General features: G+C 58.7%; 15 protein-coding genes and 1 pseudogene. 3 read left to right on the top strand and 13 right to left on the bottom strand.

Features of this window, described 5'->3' with window-relative positions; all coding sequences use genetic code 11:
- Both PJE01S_RS20395 and copC read right to left on the bottom strand, forming a co-directional pair.
- On the bottom strand, window positions 1–336 hold a 336-nt coding region (locus PJE01S_RS20395), incomplete at its 3' end, for a hypothetical protein (protein ID WP_218017541.1).
- Window positions 336–728, bottom strand: a complete 393-nt coding sequence (copC, locus tag PJE01S_RS20390) for a copper homeostasis periplasmic binding protein CopC (protein ID WP_068835493.1) — start codon at window positions 726–728, stop codon at window positions 336–338. The genes copC and PJE01S_RS20395, both read right to left, overlap by 1 nt.
- A gap of 639 nt (window positions 729–1,367) precedes the next feature.
- On the opposite strand from copC, the gene PJE01S_RS24740 reads away from it, so the two are divergent.
- On the top strand, window positions 1,368–1,715 hold the full coding sequence (locus PJE01S_RS24740; protein WP_084389660.1) for a hypothetical protein: 348 nt from the start codon (window positions 1,368–1,370) through the stop codon (window positions 1,713–1,715).
- A gap of 410 nt (window positions 1,716–2,125) precedes the next feature.
- On the opposite strand, the gene PJE01S_RS24735 is transcribed toward PJE01S_RS24740, so the two are convergent.
- From PJE01S_RS24735 to PJE01S_RS20375, 3 genes are all read right to left on the bottom strand, one after another.
- Window positions 2,126–2,557 carry a helix-turn-helix domain-containing protein gene (locus tag PJE01S_RS24735; RefSeq protein ID WP_084389659.1) on the bottom strand — a complete coding sequence of 144 codons (432 nt, stop codon included), beginning with the start codon at window positions 2,555–2,557 and terminating at the stop codon, window positions 2,126–2,128.
- Window positions 2,558–2,666: 109 nt separating this feature from the next.
- A complete protein-coding gene (locus PJE01S_RS20380; protein ID WP_068835491.1) occupies window positions 2,667–2,921 on the bottom strand; it encodes a hypothetical protein in 255 nt (84 codons plus the stop codon).
- A gap of 11 nt (window positions 2,922–2,932) precedes the next feature.
- The gene (locus PJE01S_RS20375; RefSeq protein ID WP_068835490.1) at window positions 2,933–4,000 is read right to left on the bottom strand and encodes a DNA/RNA non-specific endonuclease; all 1,068 of its coding nucleotides are present in this window, start codon (window positions 3,998–4,000) and stop codon (window positions 2,933–2,935) included.
- A gap of 325 nt (window positions 4,001–4,325) precedes the next feature.
- On the opposite strand from PJE01S_RS20375, the gene PJE01S_RS20370 reads away from it, so the two are divergent.
- Window positions 4,326–5,927, top strand: coding sequence for a tetratricopeptide repeat protein (locus PJE01S_RS20370; protein WP_068835489.1), 1,602 nt, complete (start codon window positions 4,326–4,328; stop codon window positions 5,925–5,927).
- Between the two features lie 252 nt (window positions 5,928–6,179).
- Here the strand turns inward: PJE01S_RS20370 and PJE01S_RS20365 are convergent.
- Window positions 6,180–6,629 (bottom strand): annotated as a pseudogene (locus PJE01S_RS20365) (transposase); the annotation flags it as partial.
- Window positions 6,630–6,767: 138 nt separating this feature from the next.
- Here PJE01S_RS20365 and PJE01S_RS25325 point away from each other — a divergent pair.
- On the top strand, window positions 6,768–6,977 hold the full coding sequence (locus PJE01S_RS25325) for a hypothetical protein (protein ID WP_157090412.1): 210 nt from the start codon (window positions 6,768–6,770) through the stop codon (window positions 6,975–6,977).
- A gap of 30 nt (window positions 6,978–7,007) precedes the next feature.
- On the opposite strand, the gene PJE01S_RS20360 is transcribed toward PJE01S_RS25325, so the two are convergent.
- The 7 genes from PJE01S_RS20360 to PJE01S_RS20330 form a co-directional block, all read right to left on the bottom strand.
- On the bottom strand, window positions 7,008–7,682 hold the full coding sequence (locus tag PJE01S_RS20360) for a M14 family metallopeptidase (RefSeq protein ID WP_339374683.1): 675 nt from the start codon (window positions 7,680–7,682) through the stop codon (window positions 7,008–7,010).
- 176 nt (window positions 7,683–7,858) lie between these two features.
- On the bottom strand, window positions 7,859–8,611 hold the full coding sequence (locus PJE01S_RS20355) for an amino acid ABC transporter ATP-binding protein (protein ID WP_157090411.1): 753 nt from the start codon (window positions 8,609–8,611) through the stop codon (window positions 7,859–7,861).
- A 9-nt stretch (window positions 8,612–8,620) separates the two neighbouring features.
- Window positions 8,621–9,271 carry an amino acid ABC transporter permease gene (locus PJE01S_RS20350; protein ID WP_068835487.1) on the bottom strand — a complete coding sequence of 217 codons (651 nt, stop codon included), beginning with the start codon at window positions 9,269–9,271 and terminating at the stop codon, window positions 8,621–8,623.
- Window positions 9,272–9,281: 10 nt separating this feature from the next.
- Window positions 9,282–9,950 (bottom strand): amino acid ABC transporter permease, encoded by a 669-nt coding sequence (locus PJE01S_RS20345; protein ID WP_068835486.1) that lies wholly within the window; start codon window positions 9,948–9,950, stop codon window positions 9,282–9,284.
- 75 nt (window positions 9,951–10,025) lie between these two features.
- Window positions 10,026–11,408 (bottom strand): MmgE/PrpD family protein, encoded by a 1,383-nt coding sequence (locus PJE01S_RS20340; RefSeq protein WP_068835485.1) that lies wholly within the window; start codon window positions 11,406–11,408, stop codon window positions 10,026–10,028.
- A 131-nt stretch (window positions 11,409–11,539) separates the two neighbouring features.
- Entirely contained in the window at window positions 11,540–12,328 is a 789-nt protein-coding gene (locus tag PJE01S_RS20335) for a transporter substrate-binding domain-containing protein (protein WP_068835494.1), read from the bottom strand.
- 321 nt (window positions 12,329–12,649) lie between these two features.
- A complete protein-coding gene (locus PJE01S_RS20330; RefSeq protein ID WP_068835484.1) occupies window positions 12,650–13,063 on the bottom strand; it encodes a RidA family protein in 414 nt (137 codons plus the stop codon).
- Between the last annotated feature and the right edge of the window lie 68 nt (window positions 13,064–13,131).

Below are 13,131 nucleotides of genomic sequence, written 5' to 3'. Positions count from 1 at the left end.
CCATGCAGAGCTGACAGTTGCCACCATCAGCATGATCCAGGCAGTCAACGCGACCCAGATCATGGCGCCAAAATGTGACTGCGTGAGTACCAGCCAGAGTGCGGCGGGCAGGCCGGTGATACGGGTTTCGGTCATAGCAACGGTGCCGGCGCACAGGTAGGCTGCGAGTCCGATGCCGAGCAGTACACAAGCCCGGCGGGCCATGCCGGCGAGTCGCACTGAGGAGGCTGTCGACGACACTGCAGCTTGCAGCACCGCGACGCCGACGGCCGCTGCCAGCGCCATATTCAGCAATCCCGCAAATAGCGCTTGCATCCAGCCGGCGACCAGATCCATCACTTCACCGTGAATTTATAGCTCCCCCGAGTACGGTGACCATCATCGGCGACCGCGACCCATTTCACTTGATATGCGCCGGCTGGCAGGGTTGGTAGCGCTACACGCATGGTCTTGTGAGTGGTGGCGTCGACCTCGGCTTTGGCGCTGTTGACCTGCTTGCCCCGAGCATCGATGACGATCAGACTGCTGAACGCCGGTTCGAGCGCTTCGTTGTACGTGATGCGGACTTCTTGCGGCGCACTGACGACCGCACCTGCGACGGGAGACTGGGTTTCAGGATGTGCATGCGCCCAGGCCTGACCGATGCTGCCTAAGCACAGCGCGCTGACGACTGCGAACCGGCGAAAAAAGGCACGGATGGCAGAGCAGTGAAAAGAAGAGTTTTGCATGACTAGGGCTTTTAAAAAAAAGCGTTTGCCGATGGATTTTGGGAAAATGTCATCGGAAAAGAATTGAGTTTGCAGCCGCGCACCAATACTATGACCGCTTGCCCAAATTCTGCCCTAGGTTTGAACGTCCGTTCCTGGCCGGGTGCCGGTGCTCCGTTAGATGAAATCGTCGCCACATTGTCGACACCCACTGAGTCAAAGTCTGCGACCGCTATGGAGCTACCAAATTGGAAATCTCTACAGCCGCTTGCAGCCTGAACCCGACTTCCGTTATGCAGCGTTGCTGCCGATCGTCGGTGTCACCGGCTGTTTCATCTCAGCGCTCAAACTCTCCTCCCCTTGAGGAGGGAGGCATCCATAGCATCTCTTGACGACCCACAGGGGACCTTCCCAGGGGCGAAGGTGCTCGACAGCCCGCCGCAGTGCAAGATGAAGCAGATCGGTGTGAGTGCAGGCTCCTCGATCGCTGCTCACCCTCGTCGCGCGACAGGCGCCGGGTGCAACTGAACGTGTAGCGCGGCGGCCTATCGCGACCTATAATTTACACACGGATGTGGCCATCGAGCCGTCCTTAATCGCTGGCTTCACATGTGCAAGGCTTCCCCGCCGACACCATCGCTTGAAACGAGGAGTATCCGCATGAGCCCCTGCAACGAAACTCACCATGCCCATCACAACCATCAGCACGGCGCAAACTGTGGTCATACCGCTATCAAGCACAATGATCACGTCGATTACCTGCATGACGGTCACCTACACCATCCACATAGCGATCATGTGGATGAGCATAAGATCGAGGTCAGCGCAAAGAATCCTGACCAATGCACGTCGGACTGCGGCGGTCATGAGCCGGGACACGTTCACGGACCTGGGTGCGGGCACGAAGCCGTACCGCACGGCGACCACATTGACTATCTCGTGAACGGACATCTCCACCATCCTCACGGCGATCACTGCGACGATCACGGCCTCGTCGAACTCGTCTAGGCGCTTGATGAAAACAGGCCCGGCCGGTGGCTGAAGCAGCGCCGTCCGGTGATGGTCGCCCTCCCTCTCGTCCTTAAAGCAGGGCCGGCATCGACGATCAGAATCGTCGAGAGATGGCGTCAGTGGTGCGGCACCGTCCGCTGTTGGCCGGGTGCGGGTGCAGCAATCCTCGAAATCGACGCCACATTGCTGACAGTCAAGTTGCTGATGTCAATGTCGGGTATGGAGCGACCAATTCGGAATGCTCTACAGCCGCCTTCAGTCTTGACCTGCCCCTTGATGCACACGATCTGATGACCGGAGTTGGCCGAGACGCGCCCACCGAGACAGCGCGTCGGGGAAACAGGCGTAAAAAGCCGACACGCTAGCCACGCTAAGCTGAGTTCAGCTAGCGTTGATTGATTAGGGGCTCAGCGAGCCTCAAGCACCTTGGCCGCTTGAGATTTGCTGAGCTGTCGAAGCGCTGCGATTGCAGGCATTTGGCTTGCACGGGGGCGAGCCTTGCCTTGTTCCCATTTGTAAACCGACTGGCCAGAGCAGTTGAGCAAAAAGCCTAGCTCGGATGCGGATAGACCCAGGCGACGCCGCTGTGCTGCAAAACCCTTGGCGCCAAACCTCGCCTTCAAAGGCGTCGGCTCTTCAGGCGGCGAAGGTCGTTGTGCCGCCGCGCCTTTTCTCAGACGAACCACTTGCCGCTCGAGGTCTCGAACCTGTCGCTTCAATCCGGCGATATCCGAGCGATTTTGCGCGGAGGCCTTCTTTAGCGCGGCGCTTTCACCGCGTAATTCCTTGCGCGCAAGTCGAATGATCTCTTCTCTCAGGACGTTGGCAATATTTGGCATCGGCGAATACTACTAGGTTTTGGTCGCGGCCAACCCAATAGCAGGAGCGCCAACCTCGCCGTTTAGCCAGATGACGCTTCGTCGATTGGGGTGTCAGGCAGCCTGCACTTTATGCAAATGGATTTTTGACCGTGTCGGTCTTCTTTAGCGCCACTGTCTCCGGCAGCTGCTTTTCCGCCTCAAGCGCCTTGACGATGCCCCCGATGAGCGATTGCAGCTCTTTGGCCAGCGTCAGGCCGGCCTTGTCCTTGGTAAGCACCACGTCGCCCGTGAGTGACACGCGGTCAATCCGGTTTTCAATCTCCAAGTCACCGATGCGCAGCACATCGGCTTCGTTGGCGTAAGGCTTGAATTCCTGGGTCATGGATGGTTTCCTCAATGTTGGCTGGAGCGACTGATGGCGTCGATGATGCTACGCCCGAAGTCCCGCAGCATGAATTCGTCTTCTGTTTGGCCCTTGCGCTTCTTGCCGCCACGCTGGGAGGCCGGCTTTGGCAGCTCCATGCCACTGTCACGGACCTTCTGGGGCAACCCTGGCAACAGCTTGATACCGATCATTTTCTCCAGATCGGAGACCGTGACCGATGAATAGGCGCGGGTGTCATCGTTGGTGATCACATACGCGCCTGCGCGCTGTTGCTTCGGGCTGTAGAGCACCTTCCAGAGGTGGGTTGGCACCAGGACATTGCCGATACGCTGGATGTCACTCCCAATGAAGGCCGGACCCGACACCACATAGACCTCGCCCTCGTTGATGGCCATCTGCCGGGTCGCCCCCTCGATACCGGCCCAAATACCGGCATTGTTGGCATGCACCTGGGGAACCATGTTGGCCAGGCTGAAACTTTCGGCCTGCGCCGAGCGGTTGGGCATATCACCGTTCGGCGACATGTGGCCGCGGTCGTAGCCCGAGCGCGCATAGTCGCTGAGTTCAGCCCGGTCCCGTGCCGGCAGCGAGGTTTCAGCGTGGAATGAGTCACGGCGCGAGAGTGTCTTGGCCGCCTCCACATTGGCCCGCGTCAGGTGCTCGGCCGAATAGAGGGGGGTGCGGCTGACGCCAGAGTGCAGTACGGCATAGGATTCGAAGCAAATCTCCTGCGTGCGCGGCTGCAGCTTGAGGTTTGTGACAGTGGGGGCAACGCCCGCAGCGAATTGCTCTCGGCATTGCGTTGCAGCCCAGGCCGGCACCGCAAGGCAGGCCGCGAGAGACAAGGCAAGGGGAAGGAATCGTGACATGCGCGAGAGTATCGCGTACAGCGGGTAAGCCTCGGCGTGGATGTAGTTGATCTCTTTCAGCTTGAGCGCGCCTTCGAGCGCCATCGGGTAGTGCAGGCCGCGGCCCAGGAAGAGCGCGTTCTCCATCTTCGCAAAGTCTTCGGCCCAGCTGATGACCTGCGGCTCCAACGCCAGCACGGCCGGCACCTTGGCCGACGGGTACTGCATAGTCCTGGAGAAGGGCTTCCAGCCAGGCGGGAGGTCGGTGCGAGTCCTGAAGATGGCGGTGGTAGTTGACTCATGGGCCTAAGCTCATCAGACTTGCACACTGACGGTCGAATTTCATGGCCATCGAACCAGTCGTTCAAATGAATTCGCAAGCAAAACCATTTGACATCAGCAGTTCTGGATTTGAGTCAAGCATGTTTGCCCCGCCGGCGTTCGCGGCACATGCTCCGCCAAGGAACGCCACGTGCCTCGACGACGCAATCCCCGGCGGCCCAGCCCGATGCACGCGCATGGATTCTTTGCTGCCCTATCGGAGGAGAAAATCATGAGGCATCCATCCATCTGCAGCTCCACAATTCTCTCGCTTTCCCTCGCAACGGCAACCACTGCCTGGGGCGAATCGCATGCGCATGGCAAGCCGCCAGAGCAACTGGGCGAGGTGTCGTTCCCGACATCGTGCCAGCCTGCCGTGCAGCCGAAATTCGCGCGCGCGGTCGCGCTGTTACATTCGTTCTGGTTCTCAGAAGGCGAAAAGGCATTTCGCGATGTGCTGGCGCAGGATCCCGAATGCGCGATTGCAAATTGGGGCATCGCCGCCATCTTGATAGGCAACACCTTCGGTGGCAACGCCACGCCCGAAGAGGCTAAAAAGGCGCAGGAGGCGATTGATCGCGGCCGCGCCACCGGAGCCAAGACCGAGCGCGAACGCATGTACATCGAGGCGGTGGCGCAATACTGGCAAAACTTCGGCGACCGGCCGCCTGGAGCCCGCTTGAAGTCCCTCTCCAACGCATTTGAGGACCTGGCGAAGCGCTACCCGCAGGACGACGAAGCGCAGATTTTCTCCGCCATCTACCTCGCTGCGACACAGGCGCCAACCGACAAAACTTTTTCGGGGACGCTGAAGGCCGCTGCTATTCTGGAGCCGCAGTTCGCCAAACACCCCAACCATCCGGGCGTGGCGCACTATCTCATCCACAGCTACGACTTTCCGCCAATCGCGGCAAAGGGGCTGACCGCGGCGCGCCGCTATGCCGAAATCGCGCCCTCCGCGCCTCATGCGCTGCACATGCCCTCGCACATTTTCACGCGTGTCGGGGCTTGGCAGGATTCGATCGCTTCCAACCGCCGCTCCGCCGACACTGCCAAGGCCGACAAGTCATCCAACGATTGGTTGCATGCGCTGGATTACATGACCTACGCCTACCTGCAGTTGGCGCGTGACCGGGACGCGGCTCTCGCCATCGATGAAGCCCGAAGCGTGACTGACCTCAATCCCGCACTGACGGCCACCAACTACGCCTTGGCGGCAATGCCGGCACGCTACGCCGTCGAGCGCGGCATGTGGAAGGACGCCGCGCTGCTGGAGCCGCGCAAGAGCCGTTTCGCGTTCACCGAGGCCATCACCTGGTTTGCAAAGTCGCTGGGTGCGGCGCGCAGCGGTGACCTGGCCCTGGCGGAACAAGGCGCCAAGGAGCTGGGTGACATCGCCGAAGCGCTCAAGGGCGCCGGGAACGCGTACTGGGCGACCGAGGTAACCGTGCAGCATCAGGCGGCGCTGGCCTGGATTGCCTATGCCCGGGGTAATCGCGACGCCGCGCTGGCGCAGATGCGTGCCGCCGCCGACATGGAGGACTCGAGCGAAAAAAGCACGGTATCGCCCGGGCGCCTTATTCCCGCACGTGAACTGCTCGCAGACATGCTGGTGCAAAACGGCCAGCCGGCCGAGGCGCTGGCGGAATACGAACGTTCGCAGGTGCGCGACCCCAACCGGCTACGTAGCCTGTACGGCGCGGGGCTCGCTGCCGCGCAGACCGGCAACCGCGAGAAGGCCAGGTATTTCTACGCCCGCGTCGTGCTGCTCAGCGGCAGCTCCAATTCCCGCCCCGAACTCAAGCAGGTACGCAACTACCTCGCGAGCAACTGACAATCACGGAGATCAGCGACTGGCAGGGATTCCCGGACGGGTGCATCATGGAATCAAGCTGCTGATGTCAATGTCGGGTATGGAGCGAGCATTTCGGATAGCCCTATGTCGGCAGTCAGTCTTCTGTTGACGGTCGAGCAAGAATCCCGATTGGCAGCTGGCACTAAACGGCACCGAATTGCCGATCGAAAGAGCTTGCCAGAAAGATGCTATGCGGGACTACTCAATCAAGAGGGGTTGAGCTAGGAGCCTGGCGTTGGCCTTGATCTTGGTGCTGTCCACCGCAATGGTGCCCAGTTTGACCAGCCCCATCTCGCGCTCCAGGCGAACGAGCTGGGTGAACAGCTCCGTGAACTCGGCCAGATGCACCGCGCGGAACTCCCGGATGGTGCGGTGTGCCGGAAAATTCTCCGCTGCCAGCACCCGAAAGGCCACGTCTTCATGCAGCTTCCTGGCTATCTTGCGGGAACTGAACGTTCCAGTGGCATACGCATACACCAGCACTTTGACCATCATTGCCGGGTGGCACGGCTGGTTGCGCGAGCCGCCGCCTGCGTAGCGCGCATGAAACGCGCTCAAATTCAGGCTGTCCACCGTGTCGTTGATGAAGTACGCAAGGTGTCCTTGGGGCAGCCATTCTTGCAACGCACAGGGCCGCAGATGCTGCTGATCAGGCAGGTAGGCGATGTAACTGGAGCTCATGACCATCCCAACGCACAATCTCATCCCCGGTTGTGCGTATCAACCCTAGTTTCTACAGCCCAAGCTCCTAGAAAAGTGGATTTCAAACTTCGTTAAAGGAGAGCTGAAATTTCTACCGTCCTACAAGGCCAGGATACCGTGATCCAAGCCGACCTGTACATGAGCTTGGAGCTTGGTGACAAGAAGGAAAGCGTTTCCTGGCAGCCATTCACAGGAGCACGTCGCCTGCCGCCGCGGCCGGCGCAATCCGCGTGGCGTCAAACGAAAAATGAGCAACTGGCCACTTCGCCGAAGTCACTCAACGCCCCAGCAGCCGGTGATTATCAGTCAGGCAATTCGAATCATTAAGTGACGAGTATTGGCGCTAGGGTCCTGGATTCAAGCTCTTCGCCCCAAGCGCACCGTCGTCACGCCTGGCCGCAGTTGCTTGACGGAGGGCATGATCAACACGCAATCATCGTAAGGTGCGAGGACGGGCTCGGCGGCATCCGTGGCGATGAGCGCCCCTGCATGCGGGATGACTTCGCCGCCCTCAATAACGCCGGACGCGACCAGAAATCGCATCGGTGTATTACGGGCTGTCTGAAGGGAGGACGGGTCCCAGTGCTGCCCGGCTTCAAGCAGCAGCGAAATCTCCGATCGCGCAGGCTCCGCCAGCCGGTTGAAATCACGCATGCGCACGCCGTCGTCGTGGCCCGCATCCACAATCACCTGCGCGCCCAGTCCCAGCGATTGAGCGAAATCGATGTTTCGCTGCAATAAACCGGTGACCAGCAGCGGCTCGCACGGCTCGTGCATGGAATGGAGGTCCAGCAGAAATGTGGCGCGCTCGACAAAAGGCCGCAGCGCTCTTGCCCGGTCCAGTTCAGCGCTTCGGCCCGGGCCGTTCAGCCGGCCAAGAGCCCACACTCGGTTGAAATCTTCGTCGACAAACCGGGAGTCGTCCGGACGGGCCTCGTCGAAGCGCGTAAAAGCCGCCACATTGCAAAACGCGGCGGTGATGCGACCTTTTCGCGGGCGGACGCCGCTGTGGAGGAAAGCGTCAAGCGCCATCGCACCGGATACTCGTTGCCATGCACCAGCGCCGTGACAAGCACTTCAGGCCCCTCAAGCCCGGAGGCGAGCTCATGCACGTAGTCAACACCTGTTAAAGAGGCGGCGCGGGAAGATATCTCTGGCGGCTGCAGGCGCACCGCATGCGCTTTTACTGAACTTTTGTTGGCATGAGATCAGCCATGGTTCATGGATAAAAAGCTTCGCAGTTCCGGCGTTTGCGGATTGGTGAAAATTGATTCCGGCGTCCCCATCTCATGCACCAGGCCCTGGTGCATGAAGATGATGCGGTCGCAGACTTTTCTGGCGAAGTTCATTTCGTGGGTCACGATCATGAGCGTGACCCCCTCTTTGGCCAGGCCTTCGATCACCTGTAAAACCTCTCCCACAAGTTCCGGGTCGAGGGCCGACGTTATTTCATCGCAAAGAATGACTTCGGGGTTCATCGCCAGCGCGCGCGCGATGGCCACGCGTTGCTGCTGGCCGCCTGACAGCTCGTTGGGGTAGCTGTCGAATTTGTCTTCCAGCCCCACGCGCTTGAGCAATTTTTTCGCGAGCGTCCTGGTTTCTGCGTGCGGAAGGCGCTTCACCAGCTTGGGCGCAAGCATGACGTTGCTTCCGGCGCTCATAGCCGGAAATAGATTAAAGCTTTGAAATACCATGCCGACCTTTTGCCGCAGTGTGCGCATGGCCTGGGCGTCGTGGCTTTTGACGGGCTGCCCACCGACAAGCAGTTCACCCTCTTGAAAAACTTCGAGTCCGTTCACGCATCGCAGCAAGGTGCTTTTCCCCGAGCCGCTTTTGCCGATGATGCACACCACCTCCTTTCGTTTGATGCAAAGGTCGATTCCTTTGAGCACTTCGACCTGGCCGTAGCTTTTGTGCAGTTTCTTGATTTCCACCAAACAGTTTGGCTGGTCGTCTTTCATGGGCATTCCTCAGTGTTTGAAGGTGAATTTGCATTCGAGCGCACGGCCCCACATGGAGCATGGGAAGCAGATCGCGAAGTACAGCAACGCGACGACGCCGTAGACAAAGAAGGGGTCGTAGGTCACGTTGGTGATGATTTGCCCGGTTCTGGTCAACTCGACAAAACCGATCACCGAGGCCAAAGAGGTGTTCTTGATGATCTGTACCCCCAAGCCAACGGTGGGCGGGACCGAGACCCTGACGGCTTGCGGAAAGATCACGTATTGCAGTTGTTCTCGCAGGTTCAGCGCGAGGCTGCTCGACGCTTCCCATTGCCCCTTGGGGATGGATATCACGCAGCCGTGCCAGGTTTCGGTCAGGAAGGCGCCGGCATACAAAGAAAGGCACAAGGTCGCGGCCAGCAAGGGAGAGGGGTTGAGGCCGAACAACGCGAGGCCAAAGTAAGTCAGGAACAGCTGCATGAGCAAGGGTGTTCCCTGAAACAGCTGCACGTACCAGGTGATGACACGGCCGACGGAGTTCGGCTTCATGATGCGAAGGACCAGCAGGATAAGCCCCAGCACGGAGCCGCCCAGAAAAGCGATGGCCGACAGAAAAAGCGTCCACGGCACCGACAGCAACAGATTGCGGATGACGTCCCAGGTGGTAAAGCTGCTCATCGATCTTCTTTCAGAATTTCATTCGTCCAAAGACAAAGCGCGGGCCTATCCATAAAAGCAGTTTCCTCAGGAAAATAGCCAGCACGAGATAGCAGGCGGTGACGACCATGAAAGCCTCAAAGCTGCGGAAGGTTTTGCCTGCCACGAAATTCGCGGCGTAGGACACCTCCTCTGCGGATATCTGGCTGCATACCGAAGAGGCGAGCATGATGATGACCAACTGGCTGACCAGTGCAGGCCACACGCGGGCCAGTGCAGGTGCGATCAGGATGCGGGTGAACGTTTGCCAGCGGCTTAGGGCCAGCGACTGGGCCGCCTCAATTTGGCCCTTGGGCGTGGCTTCTATCCCGGCGCGGACAATCTCGCAGGCGTAGGCGCCAAGGTTGAGTACCAGGGCAATAAGGCTTGCCGGTATGGCGCTCATCTTCAAGCCGACGGACGCGACGCCGAAAAAAATAAAGAATATCTGGATGATGAAGGGCGTGTTTCGGAACAGCTCGACATAGCAGGCCAGCCCGGCCTTCATCCACGCGGGTCCTTGAATCCGTCCCCAGGCGCAGGCGGCGCCCAGCAGGGTGCCTGCTACGCAGCTGACCGCGGTCAGCACACAAGTCAGCCACAAGCCACTCAGGAACAATGGCCATGCTTGCATCACCGTGGAAAAGTCAAGTACCGACATGGCTATCCAGTGCGTAAAAAATGAAAGCCCATGGCGGCGTCGCCCCATGGGCCGGCAAAGGCATGTGGGTTTCTGTCATGTCGGCGTTTCACTTTCAAACAGGTCCCGCACGAAAACGTCGCCATCCAGCGTGCGCAGGCGCGAAAGTAGGGTTTCGGCGGGGCCGTTGCCTATGGCTGGCGCCGCGCAGGCGATAAATTTGTCGCCGATTTCCTGGCTGCTTAATGGAGAGCCAACCGAGCCTCGCGCAGTGGCCCTGAAGAGCTGGAAGACTTTCCCACTGCTCAAACGCAGCTGGACCTCCGCGCCTTCCGGCGCGGATTGCCGCAGCTTCGCGTCATCCCAGAGAGGCCCTGTGCGCATGTGAACCCGTGCCATGAGCGAGGCCAGCTCATTGTTCTTCAGCAGCTTCTGGTCAAGGTGCTCCAGCGTGAGAGTCCCGAACTTCAAAGAGACGGCCATTGCATACTGCATGCTGAACTGGCTTTCCTGGACGGTCTCCGGATGGGTGTAAACAAGGTTCCGGGAAACCATGGGTGGCACGTCACACACAATACTTTCAATTTCATCGAGCCGGATGCGATGCGTGGCGACAAGGTGCATGACTGCATCGACCGCGGCATGGGATGAAAGGCATACCGGAATCCGCTTGATATCCACACCAGGTTCCTGCGAAAACCAGTGAGAGCCCAATCTGTCAATCGCGGCAGGGTCAAAAACGCCTTCATTGAACAGCTTGACGAATCCGTTGGTGGATTCAATGGCATCCACTGGTCCCCGTGCCCCCTGCGCCGCCAGCAGCGCGCATACAACACCTGCTTCAGCGGCCCGGCCTGCCATCAGTGCCTTGCCGTCCGTACCGAAACAGGCCTTGGTTCCGCCGGCGCCTGTGATCGCCAGGCCCAGAGCCGACGTGATTTTTTCCGGGTCAAGTTTCAGCAAATGCGATGCGGCCACACAGGACCCGATGGGGCCCAGAACACCTGTGGTCCACCACCCTTGCTCATAGAGGACATTCCTTGATGCCGCCCCTATGGCGTATTCACACTCCGACCCGGCCACGAAAGCCGTGATCAGCTCCCCTCCGGTAGCGTTTACCTTTTGGCCCATCGCCAGCGCAGCTGGGACGATCACCGCGGACCCATGAACAACGCCCGCGTAGCAGTTGTCGTCGAAATCAAGTGCATGGGCAGAGACGCTATTGACGAACGCGGCCGTTTGCTCCGACACATGCGCGGCAGAACTAAATAGCGTTGACCAGCCGTGCGAGCCGGCTTGAAGGCCTACCGCTCTGGCGATCCGGCCGACGCGCGTTTGGGACCCCGCGATGGACACGCCTATGGTGTCGATCAGGCTGGTTTTCGCACGCGCCCGGATGGCCGCGGGGATGCCGGTGCTTTGCAAATCTGACGCCCACCGGGCCAGCCCTTGGGTCACAGATGGATGCGTCGTAGTCATAAAAATTCTTTCTCAGCCATGCCTGCCCCTTCCCTGACCGGGTGGTATCTGGATCAACCAGCGGTGTGCCCATCGCATCCGAAGGATGCATGATGGGAAGAAGGCAAGCACGCGTGCCTGGAGAAGCGGTGTTACTCCGGAAGATTGCCTGCGGGCGCGCCCAGCCATCTTTGGGAAATCTCGTCCAGCGTACCTACTTTTTTGGCGTCCAGAATAATCTGGTTGACCTTTGCCAGCAGCTGGGCTTCTCCTTTGGGAACGCCCACATAGCAGGGGGCATTCGCCAAAATGACTTTCAACTCAAGGCTCAATGCTGGATTTTTCTGCTTGATGGCGGCAGCGACGGCCGTCCCCGTTGCAAACATCTGTGTTTGCCCCGACAGAAAAGCGGCCAGTGTGCTGTTGTTGTCCTCGAATCGCTTCACGACCGCGGTCGGCGCAAGACGCTGCAGCTCTTCGTCCTGCATGGACCCGCGGGTCACTGAAATGAGTTTCCCCGTCAGCTCGGCAAAGGTCTTGGCCTGAACTTCCTTGCTGCCGAAGATCGCATCAAAAAATGGCGCATAGGCGACGCTGTAATCGATGACCTTCTCACGTTCTGGCGTTTTTCCCAACGAAGAAATCGTGAGGTCGGCTTTTTGTGTTTGCAGATAGGCAATGCGATTGGGGCCGGTCACGGGAATGATCTCCAGCTTTACGCCCAGTTTCGTCGCGATGATGTTGGCCATTTCGATGTCGTACCCTTTTGGCGCCATATCGGTGCCGACAAAACCATAAGGGGGATAGTCCATCGGAACTGCAACGCGAATGGCTTTTCGCGATAGGATTTTGCTCAGCGCATCGTCGGCTGCAATCGCCGGCAAGGCCAGCAAGGTGCTTAATATGCCCATGCAGGCGAGTAATGTGGATCTGCGTTTCATGTGAATGGTTCTTTCCAAGTGGGGGATCATGATTGCCTCAGCCAACCGATCTGAAGAGTTCGAATTGCCTTTTTTTAGTGCGCCTTTGAATTCAGCACGCATATCCAGCTCCGCGATAAAAATAACTTTGGCATAGGCTTCGTGGAACCAGGCAAGCAATGCACGGAAATATTCTTCATTGCATCACTTACCTGGAACCTAACTTGTCGTGCAAGACGCATGCCAAATCAAAGTTTTTTTCGTTGGAGATTCATCACTCATTGAACATTGATTTGCTTGTTCAAAGCTGCAGCATCAATATCGATGAAGCAGTTGGTTTTTTCAATCAGGGATTACCGCTGTGGCATCCACTTCAACAAGATATTCAGGACGAGCAAAGGCCGACACCACGATTCCGGTGGACACCGGATAGACGCCGGCAAGCCATTTGCCAATCACGCGATAAACATCTTCGCGGTAGCGCGGGTCGCAGATGTACACAGTGAGCTTGCAGATGTGCTCCAGCTTTCCGCCGGCTTCCTTCAGAAGCATGTCGATGTTTTTCATGGCCTGTTCTGTCTGACCGGCTACGTTACCGATGCAGACACTCTCGGACGTGTCGAGGTTCTGGCCGATCTGGCCGCGCAGGAAAACAGTGGTCCCGCGTGCCACAACAGCCTGGCATAAATCGTTGCTGATGGACTGTTCAGGGTAGGTGTCTTTGGTATTGAATTTCCGAATGCGTGTGTGCGCCATGAATGAGCTCTTGAGGGTGGGGGAAATAGGTGAAGGGAAAAGGGGTGGGGGTTTTTATCAGCAACTGA

The organism is Polaromonas jejuensis NBRC 106434, from assembly GCF_001598235.1.
In the GTDB taxonomy this organism is placed as follows: domain Bacteria; phylum Pseudomonadota; class Gammaproteobacteria; order Burkholderiales; family Burkholderiaceae_C; genus Polaromonas; species Polaromonas jejuensis.
This window is presented reverse-complemented; position numbering and strand designations above follow the sequence as displayed.

Coding starts and splice junctions, on each gene's coding strand:
- copC (WP_068835493.1), bottom strand. CDS start 728: ATGCAAAACTCTTCTTTTCACTGCTCTGCCATCCGTGCCTTTTTTCGC.
- PJE01S_RS24740 (WP_084389660.1), top strand. CDS start 1,368: ATGAGCCCCTGCAACGAAACTCACCATGCCCATCACAACCATCAGCAC.
- PJE01S_RS24735 (WP_084389659.1), bottom strand. CDS start 2,557: ATGCCAAATATTGCCAACGTCCTGAGAGAAGAGATCATTCGACTTGCG.
- PJE01S_RS20380 (WP_068835491.1), bottom strand. CDS start 2,921: ATGACCCAGGAATTCAAGCCTTACGCCAACGAAGCCGATGTGCTGCGC.
- PJE01S_RS20375 (WP_068835490.1), bottom strand. CDS start 4,000: ATGCAGTACCCGTCGGCCAAGGTGCCGGCCGTGCTGGCGTTGGAGCCG.
- PJE01S_RS20370 (WP_068835489.1), top strand. CDS start 4,326: ATGAGGCATCCATCCATCTGCAGCTCCACAATTCTCTCGCTTTCCCTC.
- PJE01S_RS20360 (WP_339374683.1), bottom strand. CDS start 7,682: ATGGCGCTTGACGCTTTCCTCCACAGCGGCGTCCGCCCGCGAAAAGGT.
- PJE01S_RS20355 (WP_157090411.1), bottom strand. CDS start 8,611: ATGAAAGACGACCAGCCAAACTGTTTGGTGGAAATCAAGAAACTGCAC.
- PJE01S_RS20350 (WP_068835487.1), bottom strand. CDS start 9,271: ATGAGCAGCTTTACCACCTGGGACGTCATCCGCAATCTGTTGCTGTCG.
- PJE01S_RS20345 (WP_068835486.1), bottom strand. CDS start 9,950: ATGTCGGTACTTGACTTTTCCACGGTGATGCAAGCATGGCCATTGTTC.
- PJE01S_RS20340 (WP_068835485.1), bottom strand. CDS start 11,408: ATGACTACGACGCATCCATCTGTGACCCAAGGGCTGGCCCGGTGGGCG.
- PJE01S_RS20335 (WP_068835494.1), bottom strand. CDS start 12,328: ATGAAACGCAGATCCACATTACTCGCCTGCATGGGCATATTAAGCACC.
- PJE01S_RS20330 (WP_068835484.1), bottom strand. CDS start 13,063: ATGGCGCACACACGCATTCGGAAATTCAATACCAAAGACACCTACCCT.